Source organism: Streptomyces sp. SS1-1 (genome assembly GCF_008973465.1).
Taxonomy (GTDB): Bacteria; Actinomycetota; Actinomycetes; order Streptomycetales; family Streptomycetaceae; genus Streptomyces.
On record NZ_WBXN01000004.1, the window covers coordinates 4,565,194 to 4,580,715 of the forward strand.

At 72.3% G+C, this 15,522-nt stretch carries 15 protein-coding genes; 11 read left to right on the forward strand and 4 right to left on the reverse strand.

The features are described from left to right. Positions 1-68: 68 nt before the first annotated feature. Together F8R89_RS22450 and F8R89_RS22455 are read left to right on the forward strand one after the other, a co-directional pair. Positions 69-1,553: a GntP family permease gene (locus tag F8R89_RS22450; protein WP_151785618.1), complete on the forward strand. Its 1,485-nt coding sequence runs from the start codon at positions 69-71 to the stop codon at positions 1,551-1,553. 79 nt (positions 1,554-1,632) lie between these two features. Next, positions 1,633-2,193, forward strand: coding sequence for a hypothetical protein (locus F8R89_RS22455; protein ID WP_151785619.1), 561 nt, complete (start codon positions 1,633-1,635; stop codon positions 2,191-2,193). A 3-nt stretch (positions 2,194-2,196) separates the two neighbouring features. Here F8R89_RS22455 and F8R89_RS22460 read toward each other — a convergent pair whose 3' ends face one another. Beyond that, positions 2,197-3,552: a M14 family metallopeptidase gene (locus F8R89_RS22460; protein WP_151785620.1), complete on the reverse strand. Its 1,356-nt coding sequence runs from the start codon at positions 3,550-3,552 to the stop codon at positions 2,197-2,199. A gap of 340 nt (positions 3,553-3,892) precedes the next feature. Here F8R89_RS22460 and F8R89_RS22465 point away from each other — a divergent pair, with 340 nt between their 5' ends. Both F8R89_RS22465 and F8R89_RS22470 read left to right on the forward strand, forming a co-directional pair. Next, positions 3,893-4,804 (forward strand): MEDS domain-containing protein, encoded by a 912-nt coding sequence (locus F8R89_RS22465; protein WP_151785621.1) that lies wholly within the window; start codon positions 3,893-3,895, stop codon positions 4,802-4,804. Between the two features lie 88 nt (positions 4,805-4,892). Beyond that, complete coding sequence (locus tag F8R89_RS22470; RefSeq protein WP_151785622.1) at positions 4,893-6,212, forward strand: Nramp family divalent metal transporter; 1,320 nt, start codon at positions 4,893-4,895, stop codon at positions 6,210-6,212. A gap of 7 nt (positions 6,213-6,219) precedes the next feature. Here F8R89_RS22470 and F8R89_RS22475 read toward each other — a convergent pair whose 3' ends face one another. Both F8R89_RS22475 and F8R89_RS22480 read right to left on the reverse strand, forming a co-directional pair. Next, entirely contained in the window at positions 6,220-7,446 is a 1,227-nt protein-coding gene (locus tag F8R89_RS22475; RefSeq protein ID WP_151785623.1) for a hypothetical protein, read from the reverse strand. A gap of 43 nt (positions 7,447-7,489) precedes the next feature. After that, the gene (locus F8R89_RS22480; RefSeq protein ID WP_151785624.1) at positions 7,490-8,005 is read right to left on the reverse strand and encodes a SigE family RNA polymerase sigma factor; all 516 of its coding nucleotides are present in this window, start codon (positions 8,003-8,005) and stop codon (positions 7,490-7,492) included. Positions 8,006-8,134: 129 nt separating this feature from the next. On the opposite strand from F8R89_RS22480, the gene F8R89_RS22485 reads away from it, so the two are divergent. Then, positions 8,135-8,566, forward strand: coding sequence for a hypothetical protein (locus F8R89_RS22485; RefSeq protein ID WP_151785625.1), 432 nt, complete (start codon positions 8,135-8,137; stop codon positions 8,564-8,566). A gap of 7 nt (positions 8,567-8,573) precedes the next feature. On the opposite strand, the gene F8R89_RS22490 is transcribed toward F8R89_RS22485, so the two are convergent. Then, entirely contained in the window at positions 8,574-10,277 is a 1,704-nt protein-coding gene (locus F8R89_RS22490; RefSeq protein ID WP_151785626.1) for a chitinase, read from the reverse strand. 277 nt (positions 10,278-10,554) lie between these two features. Between F8R89_RS22490 and F8R89_RS22495 the strand changes: the two genes are divergently transcribed. The 6 genes from F8R89_RS22495 (at position 10,555) to F8R89_RS22520 (ending at position 15,516) form a co-directional block, all read left to right on the forward strand. Next, positions 10,555-11,364, forward strand: coding sequence for a hypothetical protein (locus F8R89_RS22495; RefSeq protein WP_151788248.1), 810 nt, complete (start codon positions 10,555-10,557; stop codon positions 11,362-11,364). A gap of 74 nt (positions 11,365-11,438) precedes the next feature. Further along, entirely contained in the window at positions 11,439-12,146 is a 708-nt protein-coding gene (gene cpaB / locus F8R89_RS22500) for a Flp pilus assembly protein CpaB (protein WP_151785627.1), read from the forward strand. Between the two features lie 9 nt (positions 12,147-12,155). Beyond that, positions 12,156-13,439 carry an AAA family ATPase gene (locus tag F8R89_RS22505; RefSeq protein WP_151785628.1) on the forward strand — a complete coding sequence of 428 codons (1,284 nt, stop codon included), beginning with the start codon at positions 12,156-12,158 and terminating at the stop codon, positions 13,437-13,439. Positions 13,440-13,486: 47 nt separating this feature from the next. Continuing rightward, complete coding sequence (locus F8R89_RS22510) at positions 13,487-13,813, forward strand: pilus assembly protein (protein ID WP_264158909.1); 327 nt, start codon at positions 13,487-13,489, stop codon at positions 13,811-13,813. A gap of 1 nt (position 13,814) precedes the next feature. Beyond that, the gene (locus tag F8R89_RS22515) at positions 13,815-14,165 is read left to right on the forward strand and encodes a TadE/TadG family type IV pilus assembly protein (RefSeq protein ID WP_151785630.1); all 351 of its coding nucleotides are present in this window, start codon (positions 13,815-13,817) and stop codon (positions 14,163-14,165) included. Positions 14,166-14,178: 13 nt separating this feature from the next. Further along, positions 14,179-15,516 carry a CpaF family protein gene (locus F8R89_RS22520; RefSeq protein WP_151785631.1) on the forward strand — a complete coding sequence of 446 codons (1,338 nt, stop codon included), beginning with the start codon at positions 14,179-14,181 and terminating at the stop codon, positions 15,514-15,516. Positions 15,517-15,522: the final 6 nt, after the last annotated feature.

Consider the following 15,522-nt stretch of genomic DNA (forward strand, 5'->3'; position numbering starts at 1 on the left):
ACCCCCGCGACGCCATGCCGCGATGCCCCCTGCCCGAAAGCCGGATGCACCCACCCCGAGGACCCCCGATGCCCCCTTCGCTCCTCCCGCTCGCCGCGCAGGCCCCCGAGACACCCCCGCACACCGGCGGTCTGCTGCACCTGATCGACGGCACGGCCGGACTGCTCACGGTCGCCGCCCTCGGTATCGCCCTGCTGCTCTACCTGATCATCAAGGTGCGGCTCCAGCCCTTCGTCGCGCTGCTCGCCGTCTCCATAGCCGTCGGCCTGATGGCCGGCCTGTCCGTCACCGAACTCTTCGGCACCGTCCAGCGCTCCGACGCGGTCTCCACCATCGAGTCCGGGATGGGCGGCATCCTCGGCCATGTCGCCATCATCATCGGGCTCGGCACCATGCTCGGTGCCATCCTCGAAGTCAGCGGCGGGGCCGAGGTGCTGGCCTCGCGGCTGCTGCGGCTCTTCGGGGAGCGGCGGGCCCCGCTCGCGATGGGTGTGACCGGCCTGATCTTCGGCATCCCGGTCTTCTTCGACGTCGGCATCTTCGTCCTCGCGCCGCTCGTCTACGCCGCCGCCAAGCGCTCCGGCAAGTCGATCCTGCTGTACTGCCTGCCGCTCCTCGCGGGCCTGTCGATGACCCACGCCTTCCTGCCCCCGCACCCCGGCCCGGTGGCCGCGGCCGGACTGCTCCACGTCGAGCTGGGCTGGGTCATCCTCATGGGCGTCGTCTGCGGTATCCCCGCGGTGCTGGCCGCGTGGGCGTACGCGGCCTGGATCGGGCGGCGCCTCTTCGTCGCCGTGCCGCAGGACATGGTCGAGGCGGCGGAGGAGGCCCGGGAGGCGGTCGTCGCCGAGCAGCGGGCGGCCGGCGTGGAGCCCCGGGAGGAGCCGGTGCCGCTCGGCACGGTCCTCGGGATCATCGGCACCCCGCTGGTGCTGATCCTCGCCGCGACGTTCTCCTCGATCGGCCTGGACCCCTCCACCACCCGCTCGGTCATCGAGTTCTTCGGGCACCCGTTCGTCGCCCTGACGATCGCCCTGCTCCTCGCGTACTACCTGCTGGGCATCCGGCGCGGCTGGTCCCGCAAGTCCCTGGAGACGGTGTCCACTTCATCGCTCAAGCCGGTCGGCAACATCCTGCTGGTCGTCGGCGCGGGCGGTGTCTTCGGCGCCGTCCTGAAGGCGAGCGGCGTCGCCCAGGCCCTGTCGGACACCTTCAACGACGTGGGCCTGCCGGTCATCGTGCTGTCGTACCTGATCTCGCTGGTGCTGCGGGTCGCGCAGGGCTCCGCGACGGTCGCCATCGTCACCACGGCGGGCATCGTCGCGCCCCTGCTCTCCGAGGGGCACCACTCGCAGGCGTTCGTCGCCCTCGTCATCATGGCGGTCTCGGCCGGCTCGATCTTCGCCTCGCACGTCAACGACGGCGGATTCTGGATCGTGGCCAAGTACTTCGGCATCACCGAGCGGGACACGCTGAAGTCCTGGACGGTCCTGGAGAGCGTCCTGTCGCTGGCCGGGTTCGCGGTGGCGGCCGTGCTCAGCCTGTTCGTGTAGTCCCCGCGGCGCGCGGGTTCGGTAACGATGCGGGGGCTGGTTGCGCGGGACACAGGGTTGTCGACCATACTGCTCGGCTGTGGAGCAGCGCATAGGTTCAGGCAGCCAGCCCCTGGTGGAAGGCGCCGGGTTCGACCCGGCCTTCGTCCCCGGGCTCACCCCGCCCGCGTCCGCCGCCCCCAAGGGCCCGCAGGAGAAGGACGATCCGGCCGCGGCGGACCCCGACGAGACGGTGCCCGAGGAGGCCGCCGCCGAGGAGCCCGAAGAGGCGGACGAGGCGGAGGACGTCCAGGAGGACGCAGCCGAGGACGAGGCGCCGGTGGACGGCCCGGTGTTCGAGGCCGCCGACCGCCGGGCGCGGATCGTCGCCGACCACCGGGGAGTCCGGCTCCGCCTGGACGACCAGGAGTGCGAGTTCCGCTGGGACGAGATCGCCGCCGTCGAGACGGAGTCCCCGCGCTTCGGGAAGCGGTTCACCATCACGGTGCACACTCCTGACCGCCGCTGGTACCCGATCGAGATCGAGGCGACGGCCAGGAGCCGCTTCACGGAGTGGGACGAGCGGCTGGACGCCGTCCTCGACGCCTACTTCGAGGAGGGCGCGGCCGAACAGGCCGAGGCCGAATCCGAGGACCAGTAACCGCTAGGAGCAGTACTGGGCCTCCTTGCCGATGGACCGGTACATGCAGTCGGCGTTCTCCAGCAACTGGAGCACGGCGTCCCGGTTGCGGGAGGTCTCCCGCTCGATGACCTCGTCGGGCGGGTAGAACCCCCCGCCGCCGGACCTCGGGTACATCTCGAAGGTGTACGAGAAGATCCGCTGGTCGCCCCAGAGCCAGTCGTCGATCGAGCCGTCGGTGATGTAGAGGTCGCTGGACTGCTCGGGCGTGTAGCCGTTGCTGGCGGCCATCCTGCGGCCGACGGTGGCGAAGGCGTTGCGGTCGTCGGCCGTCATCCCGGTCGTGGTGTCGGAGTACGTGTACCCGAACGGCCACAGCACCAGCTCGCTGTAGGTGTGGAAGTCGATGCCGGCCGTGATCTGCTGCTTCCCGCCGACGATCCGGCCGCGCACGAAGTCCGCGACGACCTTCACCTCGGGGGACGACTCGGCGCGGGCGCCCCGGTAGGTCTCGGAGGACGCCGACCCGGAGGAGCCGCCGCAGCAGCCCCAGCGGTAGGCCCAGTTGCGGTTGAGGTCGGTCCCGACGGCCGAGGAACCGGAGTTGGGCTGCCGGTTCTTGCGCCACGACCGGTAGGAGCCGGTGGCGATGTCGTACTCGCCGCCGTCCGGGTTGAGGTCGGGCACGATCCAGATCTCCCGGCTGTTCACCAGGCCGGTGATCCGCGCGTCGGTCCCGTAGCCGGAGGTCAGTTCGCGCAGCAGGTAGAGCGCCATCTCGACGGTGAGGTGCTCACGGGCGTGCTGGTGGTGCGTGAACAGCACCTCGGGTTCGGCCTCGTCGGTGCCGACGTTGTCGCTGATCTTGACGGCGACGATGTCACGGCCCTGGTAGGACCGGCCGATGACGCGCCGGCTCGCGAGGGACGGGTGGGCCGCCACGATCGCGTCGATCTCGGCCGTCATCTCCGTGTAGTTGTGATAGCGGGAGTCGGCCGAGGGGAAGTCGTACAGCCGGACGTCGCCCTCGCCGGCCGACCGGTCGGGGACCGCGCCGAGCGGGGTGACGTCGTAGCCGAGCGCTCTCAGCTTCCCGATCTGGCCGGCGCGGCCGGAGACGACGACGCCGTGGTCGTCGGCGGCGTCCACGCTCACGCCGGTCCGCTGGAGTGCCGTGCGGTCGGCGGGGGTCGCGTGCAGCCGGACCTCGTACTGACGGATGTCGTCGGCGGAGGGGGCGGCTTCGGCGGCGCTGTCGGCGGAGGCGGACGCGGAGACGGTCTCGGCGAGGGGCGCCGCGAGGGCGAGGGAGAGCAGGGCGGCGAGTGCGGCGGCCCGTCTGCCGCCGCGCGCGCCCGGTCCGCGGGTGCGAAGTCGCATGAAGTCTCCTCGGGGGAGTGGGGGGTGGGGTTCAGTGCGACGTACGACGTGGTGCGGGGTGCGGGGCTCATGGTCGGGGTATGGCATGAACAGTTCAAGAGTGGAGAACCGGCCGACGCCCGGGACAGGCCGAAAACGAGCCGCGCAGTGTACGCGTGCGGCATGCGCCCGGAGCGTTCCCGGGCGAAGTCCACCCGCCGGTGTGACCCCGGGGTGCGCGACGGCGCACGGCCGGGAAGGGTGAGGGTCCGCGCAAGGGGGAGCGGGGGGAGCGACGGCGGCGGGGACCGGCGCGCCCCCGCTCCCCCCGGCCTCCCCGTGACGTCAGGAGAGCCCGCCGATGACCGTCCCGGCCGCACCCGGCTCCAGCCCGTTCGACCACCGCATGGCCGTCTTCGGCTCCGACGACGAGTTCCTGGCGCAGGCGCTCCCCTTCCTCGCCGAGGGACTCGCCGCACGGCACGAACCGCCGCCCGTGGTCATCGCCGCCCCCGGCAACCTGGACCTGCTGCGCGACGCCCTCGGCCCCGCGGCCGGCGACATCGGACTCCTCCCGCACACCGAGTGGTACACGGGCTCCGCCGCCAACGCGATCGCGCAAGGCGCCGGTTACCTCGCCGCGCACGCCGGACCCGGCGGCCGTATCCATCTGCTGATGGAACCCGTGTGGGGCGGCCGGGCAGGACGTTCGCCCCGCGAGACCGCCGAGTGGATCCGCTACGAGGCCCTCGCCAACCTGCTGTTCGCGCCCCAGGCCACCACCGCCCTGTGCGCCTACGACACCCGGGTCGCGGGCGCCGCCATCGTCGCCGCCGCCCAGCGCACCCACCCCGACTGCGCGGTGTACGAGGACCCGCTGCGGATCGCCGCCGAACTCGACGCCGTACCGCTGCCCGCGCCGCCCGGCTCCGCCGAGCGCATCCCCGGACCGGCCCCCGCCGCCGGAGCCGTACGCACCTGGGCCACCGTGCAGGGGCTCGCCCCGGCCGAGGCGGACGTGTTCGCGACAGCCGTCACCGAGGCGGCCGCCGCCCTCGGCCCCGTCGACCGGGCGCTGCTGTGGGCCGACGGCCCGGCCTGCGTCTGCGAACTGCGGCCCGTGCGCCGCGTCGAGGACCCGCTGGCCGGATTCGTACCGCCGGACCCGGCGGCCGGGCAGGACCGGGGCCTGTGGTTCGCCCGTCAGGTGTGCGCCTACGTGGACGTCCGCGACGAACCGGGCGGGACGAGCGTACGACTTCAGTACGGCTGAGCGGCCCCGTGGCGCCCGTGCGGACATCGGGTGCAGATCGCGGCACGCCCTCTTGCCGCCCCGGCGCCCGTGCGCTTACTTGACCCGCATGGCGGACACCACGGGAAGCACAGAGGCATCACCGGTCGGCGCGGCGGACTCCCGTCCCCGTAAGTCCAGTTGGCGGTACATCGGGCCCGGCATCGTCGTCGCCGCGACCGGGGTCGGCGCCGGGGACCTGGTCGCCACCCTCATCGCGGGCAGCAACTTCGGCTACACCCTGCTGTGGGCCGCGATCGTCGGCTGCCTGGTCAAGATCTCCCTCGCCGAGGCCGCCGGACGCTGGCACCTGTCCACCGGCCGCACCCTCTTCGACGGCTGGGCCTCCCTGGGCCGCTGGACCACCTGGTTCTTCGCCGCGTACGTCGTGGTCTGGGGCTTCGTGTACGGCGCGGCGGCGATGTCGTCGAGCGCGCTGCCCCTGCAGGCGCTGTTCCCCGGCGTGATGGACCTGGAGTGGTGGGCGATCGCCTGCGGCCTGACCGGCCTGGTCTTCGTCTGGTTCAACAAGTACGCGGTGTTCGAGAAGGTCATGACCGTCCTGGTGGGCGTCATGTTCGTCGTCACCGTCTACCTGGCGGTCCGCGTCGCCCCGAACCTCGGGGACGCCTTCGCGGGCCTGCTGCCCGTCCTGCCCGACGAGAAGGACTCGATCCTCAACACCCTCGGCCTGATCGGCGGCGTCGGCGGCACGATCACGCTGGCCGCGTACGGCTACTGGGTCAACGCCAAGGGCTGGACGGACACCGGCTGGATGAAGGTGATGCGGCTCGACAACCGGGTCGCCTACCTCACCACCGGCATCTTCGTCGTCGCGATGCTCTTCGTCGGCGCCGAACTGCTGCACTCGGCGAACGTGGCCATCGCGAGCGGCGACAAGGGTCTCCTCCAGCTCGGCGACATCCTGGAGGACGAGTACGGCACGGCGACCGCGAAGTTCTTCCTGATCGGCTTCTTCGCCACCTCGTACACCTCCCTCATCGGCGTCTGGCACGGCGTGAGCCTGATGTTCGCGGACTTCGTCGCCCGCTACCGGGGCGAGGAGGCGCAGAAGGGCGAGAAGGTCGCCTCCGGCGCCCGCGAACGGTCCTGGCCGTTCCGCGCGTACCTGCTGTGGCTGACCTTCCCGCCCATCGTCCTGCTCTTCCAGGGCCAGCCCTTCCGCCTGATCATCCTCTACGGCGTGCTGGGCGCGGCCTTCCTGCCGTTCCTCGCGGGCACCCTGCTCCGGCTCCTCAACTCGTCCCGCACGCCCGCGCCCTGGCGCAACGGCGCGCTCAGCAACACCATGCTGACGGTCGCCGGACTGCTGTTCCTGGTGCTGTGCGTCAAGCAGATCTGGGACCAGCCGTGGGCCGACTTCTTCTGATCACCGTCTAGCGGTACCGGTCCCACTCCGGGCTCAGGGCGATCTTCCGCAGCTGTGCCCGGGTGAGGACCGGTGCCGTGCGGCTGGGGGCGTCGTGCTGGGTCGGCGCGTTGAGGGCGCTGACGACGACCCGGAAGCCGTCGGTGCGCAGGGAGTCCACGGTCCACATCACGGCACCGGGCACGCCCTTGTCGCCGCCGTTCTCCCGGAAGTCGACCAGCGTCCCGTCCGGCAGCGTCTCGGACCCCTCCCCGAACAGCTCCCCGGCCACGTCGCCCATGTTCTGCTGGACGTCGACCTGCACATAGCCGCGGCCCTTGCCGTCGTCCAGCACCAGGAACGTGTAGTCCTCGCCCCGCTCCACGACCTTCGCCTTGCGGGGCAGCAGGGCCGCGAACGTGTCCAGCACCGAGTCCACGGACGGCTGGGCGGGTGGCTCCTGCGCCTCCACCGGGTCCTCGGGCAGCGAGTCGACGTAGCCGCGCCACACCGGAGCCGTCACCAGCTTCTTCAACCGGGCCGTGGACAGCGGGGGCTCCGGCCGGGTCACCGGGGAGTCCTTCTCGGCGGCGGCGTTCAGCTCGTTGACGAAGACGTGCTGCCCGGCCGGGGTCACCAGGTCGGCCGACCACAGCTTGGTCTTCGCGCGCCCGTCGGCGTACACGTACCCCTGGAACAGCTTCAGGAGGGAGCCGTCGGGCAGCTCGGTGGAGACGCACGCGTCGTGCCGCACCAGCGTCCGGTCGGGGCAGTCGACGGTCTGCCGGGCGTGCTGCCCGCCGAACCGGATGCGGTCCAGGCCGACGACGACCGCCGCGGCCCCCTCGCCGTCGTCGAAGACGAGACGCGCGTACGGCGCCGGGGAGCGGTCCGCCCCGCCTTTGGCCTCCTGCCCGCTCACCTCGCCCTCGGGCAGCAGATCCTCCAGCGACTCGAGCAGCTCGTGCCCGGTGACGGGTGCCACGGGCGCCTGCGCGGAGGGCCGTCCGGATGTGCCGGGCCGGGGCGCGGCGCCGTCGTCCCAGGGGGTGAGCAGCGCCCCGCCGACCCCGGCCAGCGCGACCCCGGCGACCCCGCCGAGGACCGCCGTACGGCGCCGCAGCCGCTGCCGGCGGCCCCGGGCGAGCCCTCCGTCGACGAGTGCCGTGCGGTCGGCCGTGAAGTGGTCCCCGGCGTCGCGCAGGGCGTGCCCGAGCCGGGTCTCGAAGGGGTCCTGGTCGTGTTCCACGGGCATGGCGGATCCACCGTTTCTCGGAGAAGGATGAGAGGGGTCGGGCTCAGCGGGCGGCGTACTCGCCGAGTTCCTCGCCGAGGAGTTCGCGCAGCCGGCCCAGCGCCCGGGTGCACCGGGTGCGCACGGCGGCCGAGCTGGCGTTCATGACGTCGGCGGTCTCCTCGACCGAGCGGTCCTCCCAGTAGCGCAGCACGACGACCGCCCGGTCCTTGGCGGGCAGCCGGGCGAGCGCCTGGAGCAGGGTCAGCCGCAGCGGGAGGTCGCCGTGGCCGCCGTCGGGGGCGGCCCGGTCGGGGAACGTGTCCGTGGCCCGCTCGGTGCTGCTGCGCCGGCGCTGGTGGGCGAGGAAGACACGGGTGAGGACGGTCTGCGCGTAGCCGGCCGGGTTGTCCACCCGGGAGATCCGGCCCCAGCGGACGTAGATCCGGCCGAGGGCCTCCTGCACGAGGTCCTCGGCGAGATGGGTGTCCCCGGCCGTCAGCAGGCAGGCCGAGCGGTACAGATGCCCGGCCCTGGCCGCCGCGAACCGCGCGTACTCGTCCGCGCGCGGCTGTCTCATACGTCCCCCTGTGGCTGTGCGGTGAGGCCCTCACCTCACTGATGCGGTGGGACGGGGAGAATGTTTCACCGCAGCACCCGGAAGTCTGCCGGGTTTCCCGCGAGGACGAGGACGAGGACCAGGACCCCGATGAGCGAGCAGCCACCCGCACCCGCACCCGGACCGGGCTTCGGCCCGCCCCCGCCGCAGTACGCCCCGCACCAGGCGCCCGCGCCGCCGCCGTACGCCCCCGCGCAGCCGGGGTACGGGCCGCCGCCGCCGCAGCCGGGGGCGCCGGCCGCCGGGCCGGAGTTCCTGGCCGTCGACAAACGCAACGCGGTCGTCGTGGACGCCTCCGGGGTGGTCTTCGAGATGTACGGCCTGTCCGTCGAGTTCCGCTGGCCGGAGATCCGCAGCGTGCACTACAAGGCGAGCCCGAACGGCAAGGCGCTGATGGTGGCCGTGATCCACCAGGACGGCCGGTTCTACGAGTGCGTGGTGGAGGCCAAGCCCCGGGCCAGGCTGCAGGAGTGGTTCCCGCAGCTGGCCTGGGTGCTCGGCCACTACCGTCCGGCGGGGTGAAGCCTCCCTACGGGAGGGCGTGCACGTGCGGGCCCACCGCGCCTGACCAGGCGTTGCCCGCGGTGGCGTCCCAGTTGGTCGACCAGGTCATCGCGCCCCGCAGGTCCGGGTAGGTCCGGGAGGGCTTGAACGCGCCGCAGTTGGTGCCCTTGGCGAGGCAGTCCAGCGCGTTGTTGACGACCGTCGGCGACACGTACCCGCTGCCCGCGCCCCGGGTGGACGCCGGCAGTCCCAGGCCGACCTGGGAGGGGGCCAGGCCGCCTTCGAGCTGGATGCAGGCGAGGGCGGTCAGGAAGTCCACCGAGCCCTGGCTGTAGACCTTGCCGTCGCAGCCCAGCATCGAACCGCTGTTGTAGTACTGCATGTTGACGACGGTGAGGATGTCCTTGATGTTCAGCGCCGTCTGGAAGTACGTGTTCGACGTCGACTGCATGTCGATGGTCTGCGGCGCCATCGTGATGATCAGCGAGGAGCCCGCCTTCGCCGACAGGGACCGCAGGGCCTGCGTCATGTAGGTGGCGTTGAGGCCGTTCTCCAGGTCGATGTCGACGCCGTCGAAGCCGTACTGCTGCATCAGCGCGTACACCGAGTTCGCGAAGTTCGCCGCCGAGGCGGAGTCGTTCACGGCGACCGTGCCGCGCTCGCCGCCGACCGAGACGATGACCTTCTTCCCGGCGGCCTGCTTGGCCCGGACGTCCGCCTTGAACTGGTCGACGGTGTAGCCGCCGAGCCCTGCCGAGTCCAGGTTGAAGGTGACCGCGCCCGGCGTCCCGGTCGCGTCGGCGAAGGCGACGGCGATGATGTCGTACTGGGACGGCACGTCGGCGAGCTTCTGCACGGTCGCGCCGTTGTTGAAGTTCTGCCAGTAGCCGGTCACCGCGTGCTTCGGCAGGGAGGGGCCGGTCGGGGTCGCCGTGGTCGTCCCCGTCACGGCCGCCGACTTCGCCGACTCACCGGCCGCGTTGGTGGCGGTGACCTGGAAGGAGTACGACGTGGAGGCCGCGAGGCCGGTGACCGTCGCCGAGGTGCCGCCGACCGCCGTCACCTTGGTGCCGTCGCGGTACACGTTGTAGCCGGTGGCGCCGGAGACCGCGTTCCAGGCCAGCGAGACGGAGGACGAGGTGCGGCCCTGGACGCTGAGCCCGCCCGGGACGCCGGGGACCGTCGGAGCGGGGTCGGTGCCCCCGCCGCCGTCCGGCCCGTACACGGAGAGGTCGTCGGCGAAGTAGGCCGCCTGGCCGTACCAGCCGTGGGTGTAGACCGTCACCGAGCTGGTGGAGCCGCCCGTGGTGAAGGTCGTGGAGAGCTGCTTCCAGGACGATGAGTCCGGGGTCCAGGTGGACACGTCGGTGGTGCCGGTGCCCGTGACGCCCAGGTAGGTGTAGCCGCCCTGGACCCACGCGCTCAGCGTGTAGGTGGAGTTGGGCTTCACCGCCACGGTCTGCGAGCACCGGGCGTTGTCCTGCCCGGCCGGTGTCGCCTTGAGCGCGCTCGCGCCGCCGTGCACGGGTGAGGAGACCGTCGTGCCGCTGCCCGCGGTACACGTCCAGTTGGTCAGGCCGGACTCGAAGCCGGCGTTCTTCGCGTTGTTGACGTCCGCCGCGGACGCCTGGCCCGCGCCCAGGAACGTCAGGGAGAGGGCGGAGGCCACGGCCGCCGCCCACAGGCGTGCCGGCCGTCCGGGGAGACCCCGGGATCTGTTTATGAACATGCCAAAACACGTTGGTCCAGACCAATCCAACTGTCAAGAGGTTCCGGTCGTGGAGACTTTGTGCGCGCGACCTGCCCCGTTTTGACGGGAGTTGGGGGTGGACAGTTATCTCCCGGCTGCGGAAACGCTGTTCTCCGGCCATCGAGCCGTGGATACAGTGCAGGGACAGTCACGCAACGAAGTCGTCCCGGTGCACCGGAGTGACACGAGCGCCGGGGCCGGGCGGGGAGACGGGGAGCGACGCGTGCCAACTGCCATTGCCGTGACCAGTGCCGACATGGCACTGCCGGCGCAGGACGAGCGGACCGTGCCCGCCGTGGTGCTCCCGGACCTCGAACGGGAGCCGCTGGAGCGGTCGCTGGCGCATCTGCAGTCCCTGACCGACCAGCACGGCCATGTGATCGTGGTCTGCTCGCAGGCCGCCTCCCGGCGCGCCCGGCGGCGGCTGCACACCGTCCGGTCCCTCCTGGAGAGCGACCGCATCGCCGTCTTCGAACCCGCGCTGCCCCCGCTCGCGCTCGCCGTCCTCGCCCGCCAGCTGCGCCAGCTCGCCTCCTGCGACCTCAGCCCCGGCATCCTCGCCTCCGCCGGGCGGCTCCTCACCCACTATCTGCACGCGGGCGCGCTCCTCGGCTCCGTCGCCAAGCTCGACCGCGTCCCCGTCGACCTCGGCTCGCACGCCCGGTCCTGGATGCCCGGCAGCCAGTTCGGCGTCCTCGCCCACCCGTCGCCGCAGCTGGTCCGCGCCGCCCCCGGAGTCACCCTGCCCGGACCGGAGTTCGGCACGTCGATGCTGATCGCCCAGGGACAGCTCCAGTCCGACTGGGTCGCCGGCACCCTGGCCCCGTCCTGGCGCGCCCAGGGCCTGCGCGAGGTGGGGCTGCCCGCCGAGTCCGTCCCCTGGTGGGGCACGGCCAAGCTCATCGAGTTCTGCGCCTTCCTGCCCGACCTGCCGGTGCTCTACCAGCTCGTCGGCTCCGTCCGGCAGAGCTCCTGCCACTGGTGCGGCATCGACGTCATCGGCGACCGCTGCGTCTTCTGCTCCGCCACCCCGCCCACCCACGAACAGCCCGCCCGCGCAGGCTGACCGGACCAGGACCCGGCCCCGACCGGACCCACCGACCGCCCCCGACCGATTCCCCCAATGAGGTTGCACGGTTCATGAACTCCCGTCAGCGCCGCGGCGTGATACTCCTTCTCCTGTCCGTCCTGTGCGCCCTCGGCGCCTTCGCCGGCGTGCTGTCCGTCATCAGCGACGTGAAGTCCAAGGTCGGCCCGGAGGTCACCGCCTACCGGCTCACCCGTGACGTGGCCCCCTACACCCCGCTCGGCGCGGCCCAGTTCGAGAAGATCGAGATGCCCGAGCGCTGGCTGTCGCCGAACGCCGTCACCGACCTGAGCGACATCCGCGGCAAGATCGCCGTCACCACGCTCAAGGAGGGCTCCCTCCTCCAGAGCGACATGATCGTCGACCAGCCCGCCCTGAAGCAGGACGAGCAGGAACTCGCCATCATGATCGACGCGGCGACCGGTGTCGCCGGGAAGATCACCCCCGGCTCCACGGTCAACGTCTACGCCACCTTCAAGGGCGAACGCGGCGGCGCCGCCGACCAGTCCAAGCTGATCGTGGCCAACGCCCGCGTCATCGACGTCGGCGACCTGACCGCGCTCGAGCCCGACCGCGACGACCGGGGCCGCCGTACCGTCGAGGCCGTCCCCATCACGTTCGCGCTGAAGACCGTCGACGCCCAGCGCATCACCTACGCCGAGTCGTTCGCCGACGAGGTACGGCTCGCGCTGGTGGCGCCCGGTGCCGCGTCCGACGTCGCCCCGTCGGACCGCACGTACGAACTCGCCAAGGACAAGTGAGAGGCCCCCATGCCCACGAGGATCCTCCCGGCCGTCGGCGACGCGGACGCGGTCCGTTCCCTCACCACCCTGCTCAGCCAGCTCCCCGACGCCGAGCCGGTCGCCCCCGTCACCGACTCCACGCAGCTCGTCGACACCCTCGCCCGCCTCGCCGCCGAGTCCGTCGACGAACTGCCCGAGGTCGTCGTCGTCCACGAACGCATCGGGCCCGTCCCGGCCCTGGAGCTGATCCGGGAGGTCGCCCTGCGCTTCCCGGCCGTCGGCGTCGTCCTCGTCACCTCCGACACGACCCCCGGCCTGTTCCAGGCCGCCATGGACCACGGCGCCCGCGGCCTGGTCGCGCTGCCCCTGCACTACGAGGAACTCGCCAGCCGCGTCGACGCCGTCGCCCAGTGGTCGGTCGGCGTACGCCGGCACCTGGGCGCCGGACCCGACGTGTTCGGCGGAGCGGGCGGCACCGTCGTCACCGTCAGCGGCGCGAAGGGCGGCGTCGGCGCGACCCTGACCGCCATCCAGCTCGCCCTCGCCGCACAGGCGTCCGGGCGCAGCACCGCCCTGCTCGACATGGACCTCCAGACCGGCGACATCGCCTCCTACCTGGACATCCAGTTCCGCCGCTCGGTCGCCGACCTCGCCGCCATCACCGACATCTCACCGCGCGTGCTCGCCGACGCCGTGTTCCGGCACGACACCGGGGTCGCCCTGCTCCTGGCCCCCGGCGACGGGGAGCGCGGCGAGGAGGTCACCGACGCGGCCGCCCGGCACATCGTCGCCGCGCTGCGCTCCCGCTACGAGGTGGTCGTCGTCGACTGCGGCGCCCAGCTCAGCGGCGCGAGCGCGGCCGCCGTGGAGACGGCCGACGCGGCGCTCCTCGTCACCACCCCCGACGTGGTCGCGGTGCGCGGCGCCAAGCGGGCCGTCCGGATGTGGGACCGCCTGCAGATCCGCAAGGCGGAGGAGACCACGATCGTCGTCAACCGGCACACCCGGTCCGCGGAGATCCAGCCCGCCCTGATCCAGCGCATCACCGGCACCGCCGTCGCGGCCACCGCCGTCCCCGCCAACTACAAGGAGCTGCAGGGGGCGGTCGACGCCGGCCGGCTGCACGAACTGGACGCCAAGTCGACCGTGAAGCAGGCCCTGTGGGCGCTCGCGGGCGAACTGGGCCTGGTCGCCGGCACCGAGAGCGCCGCCCCCCGGCGCGGCGGACGGGCCAGGGCCGGGGAGCGGGCCGTCCGGAGCGCGGAGCGGCCCGCGGTGACGTTCCGCAGGCGCAAGGAGATAGGGCGGTGAGGCGGCGGCGGGGGGACCGCGGGCAGGTCGCGATCGAGTTCCTCGGGATGACACCCCTGATCCTGCTGACGCTGGTGCTGCTGTGGCAGTGCGTCCTCGTCGGCTACACGTACACCCTCGCCGGGCACGCCGCGGACGAGGCGGCGAGGGCGGGGACGGCCGCGGACCCCGGGACCCGGCTCGCCGCCTGCCAGGAGGCCGGCCTCGCGGACCTGCCGGGCGCCTGGACCGGCGACATGGCGTGCGGCACCGGGGGAGGGCTGGTGACGGCCGACGTGCACCTGGAGGTGCCCGTCCTCTTCCCCGGCTCCATCGGGTTCCCGTTCACGGTCGACGGCCACGCCGGGGCCGTCGAGGAGGAGGGGAGGAACTGAGATGGCGTACGGCAGGAAGCACCGCGACCGCGGCCAGGTCGCCCTGGAGTACCTCGGGTTCGTCCCCCTGCTGATCCTCGTCGCCCTCGCCGGCATCCAGCTCGGCCTCATCGCCTACGCCGCCCAGCAGGCCGGCACCGCGGCCCGGGCCGGGGCGCGCGCCGCCTCCCTGGACGAGAGCGCGCAGGCGGCCTGCACCGCCGCGGTCAGCGAGTGGCTGGAGGTCAGCTGCCCGCCCGCCGTCGGCGGCGACGAGGTCTCCGTCACCGCGACGGTCGAGATCCCGTCGATCGTCCCCGGCTGGGACTTCGACCCCGCCGAGAAGACCGCGATCATGCCGCTCGACCACTGAACGAGGAACCCTGATGAGCCTGAGGTCACGCATCACCGTCCCCGAGGAGAAGGGCGGCCGGGGCGAGGACGGACACCTCGTCGCCACCTACCGCGCCAAGCTCCTGCAGGAGATCGACCTCGCGGAGATGAGCTCGCTGGCCGCGGCCGAACGCCGGGCCCGCCTGGAGCGGGTGCTCGGGCACATCATCAGCCGCGAGGGCCCGGTGCTGTCCACGTCCGAGCGCGCCCAGCTGATCCGCCGGGTCGTCGACGAGGCACTCGGCCTCGGCATCCTCGAACCGCTCCTGGAGGACGCGTCGATCACCGAGATCATGGTGAACGGCCCCGACGCGATCTTCGTCGAACGCGCGGGCCGCGTCGAGCAGTTGCCCCTGCGCTTCGCCTCCCACGACCAGCTGATGCAGACCATCGAGCGGATCGTCTCCACCGTGAACCGCCGCGTCGACGAGTCCAACCCGATGGTGGACGCCCGGCTGCCGTCCGGCGAGCGCGTCAACGTCATCATCCCGCCGCTCTCCCTCAGCGGGGCCACCCTCACCATCCGCCGCTTCCCGCGCTCCTTCACCCTGCGCGAGATGACCGGCCTCGGCTCCCTCGACGAACCCATGGTGTACCTGCTCGCCGGACTCGTGCAGGCCAAGTTCAACGTCATCGTCTCCGGCGCCACCGGCACCGGGAAGACCACCCTGCTGAACGCGCTGTCCGGCCTGATCCCGTCCTCCGAGCGCATCATCACCATCGAGGACTCCGCCGAACTCCAGCTCCAGCAGGCCCATGTGATCCGGCTGGAGTCCCGCCCGCCCAACGTCGAGGGCAAGGGGCAGGTCACCATCCGCGACCTGGTCCGCAACTCCCTGCGGATGCGCCCCGACCGGATCGTCGTCGGCGAGGTCCGCGGCGGCGAGTCCCTCGACATGCTCCAGGCCATGTCGACCGGCCACGACGGCTCACTGGCCACCGTGCACGCCAACAGCGCCGAGGACGCCCTGATGCGGCTGAAGACCCTCGCGTCCATGTCCGAGGTCGCCGTCCCCTTCGAGGCGCTGCACGACCAGATCAACAGCGCCGTCGACGTCATCATCCAGCTGACCCGGTTCCCGGACGGCGCCCGCCGCATCACCGAGATCGCCGTCCTGGACAGCCACGGCGCGGAGCCGTACCGGCTGGTGACGGTGGCCCGGTTCAACGCACAGCCGATGACACCGGACGGCCGTGTCCACGGCGCCTTCGCCTGCCATCCGCTCCCGCGCCGCACCGCCGACCGCCTCTACATGGCGAACCAGCCGATCCCGCAGGCGTTCGGCGTCGCCGCGTCCCCGCTCGAGCTCGCCACCCGAGAGGCCAGGTAGGACCCC

What these genes read in the sequence shown, in the direction of transcription:
- F8R89_RS22450 (WP_151785618.1), top strand. Translation starts at nt 69, where the DNA reads ATGCCCCCTTCGCTCCTCCCGCTCGCCGCGCAGGCCCCCGAGACACCC.
- F8R89_RS22460 (WP_151785620.1), bottom strand. Translation starts at nt 3,552, where the DNA reads ATGCGACTTCGCACCCGCGGACCGGGCGCGCGCGGCGGCAGACGGGCC.
- F8R89_RS22465 (WP_151785621.1), top strand. Translation starts at nt 3,893, where the DNA reads ATGACCGTCCCGGCCGCACCCGGCTCCAGCCCGTTCGACCACCGCATG.
- F8R89_RS22470 (WP_151785622.1), top strand. Translation starts at nt 4,893, where the DNA reads ATGGCGGACACCACGGGAAGCACAGAGGCATCACCGGTCGGCGCGGCG.
- F8R89_RS22475 (WP_151785623.1), bottom strand. Translation starts at nt 7,446, where the DNA reads ATGCCCGTGGAACACGACCAGGACCCCTTCGAGACCCGGCTCGGGCAC.
- F8R89_RS22480 (WP_151785624.1), bottom strand. Translation starts at nt 8,005, where the DNA reads ATGAGACAGCCGCGCGCGGACGAGTACGCGCGGTTCGCGGCGGCCAGG.
- F8R89_RS22485 (WP_151785625.1), top strand. Translation starts at nt 8,135, where the DNA reads ATGAGCGAGCAGCCACCCGCACCCGCACCCGGACCGGGCTTCGGCCCG.
- F8R89_RS22490 (WP_151785626.1), bottom strand. Translation starts at nt 10,277, where the DNA reads ATGTTCATAAACAGATCCCGGGGTCTCCCCGGACGGCCGGCACGCCTG.
- F8R89_RS22495 (WP_151788248.1), top strand. Translation starts at nt 10,555, where the DNA reads ATGGCACTGCCGGCGCAGGACGAGCGGACCGTGCCCGCCGTGGTGCTC.
- cpaB (WP_151785627.1), top strand. Translation starts at nt 11,439, where the DNA reads ATGAACTCCCGTCAGCGCCGCGGCGTGATACTCCTTCTCCTGTCCGTC.
- F8R89_RS22505 (WP_151785628.1), top strand. Translation starts at nt 12,156, where the DNA reads ATGCCCACGAGGATCCTCCCGGCCGTCGGCGACGCGGACGCGGTCCGT.
- F8R89_RS22510 (WP_264158909.1), top strand. Translation starts at nt 13,487, where the DNA reads ATGACACCCCTGATCCTGCTGACGCTGGTGCTGCTGTGGCAGTGCGTC.
- F8R89_RS22515 (WP_151785630.1), top strand. Translation starts at nt 13,815, where the DNA reads ATGGCGTACGGCAGGAAGCACCGCGACCGCGGCCAGGTCGCCCTGGAG.
- F8R89_RS22520 (WP_151785631.1), top strand. Translation starts at nt 14,179, where the DNA reads ATGAGCCTGAGGTCACGCATCACCGTCCCCGAGGAGAAGGGCGGCCGG.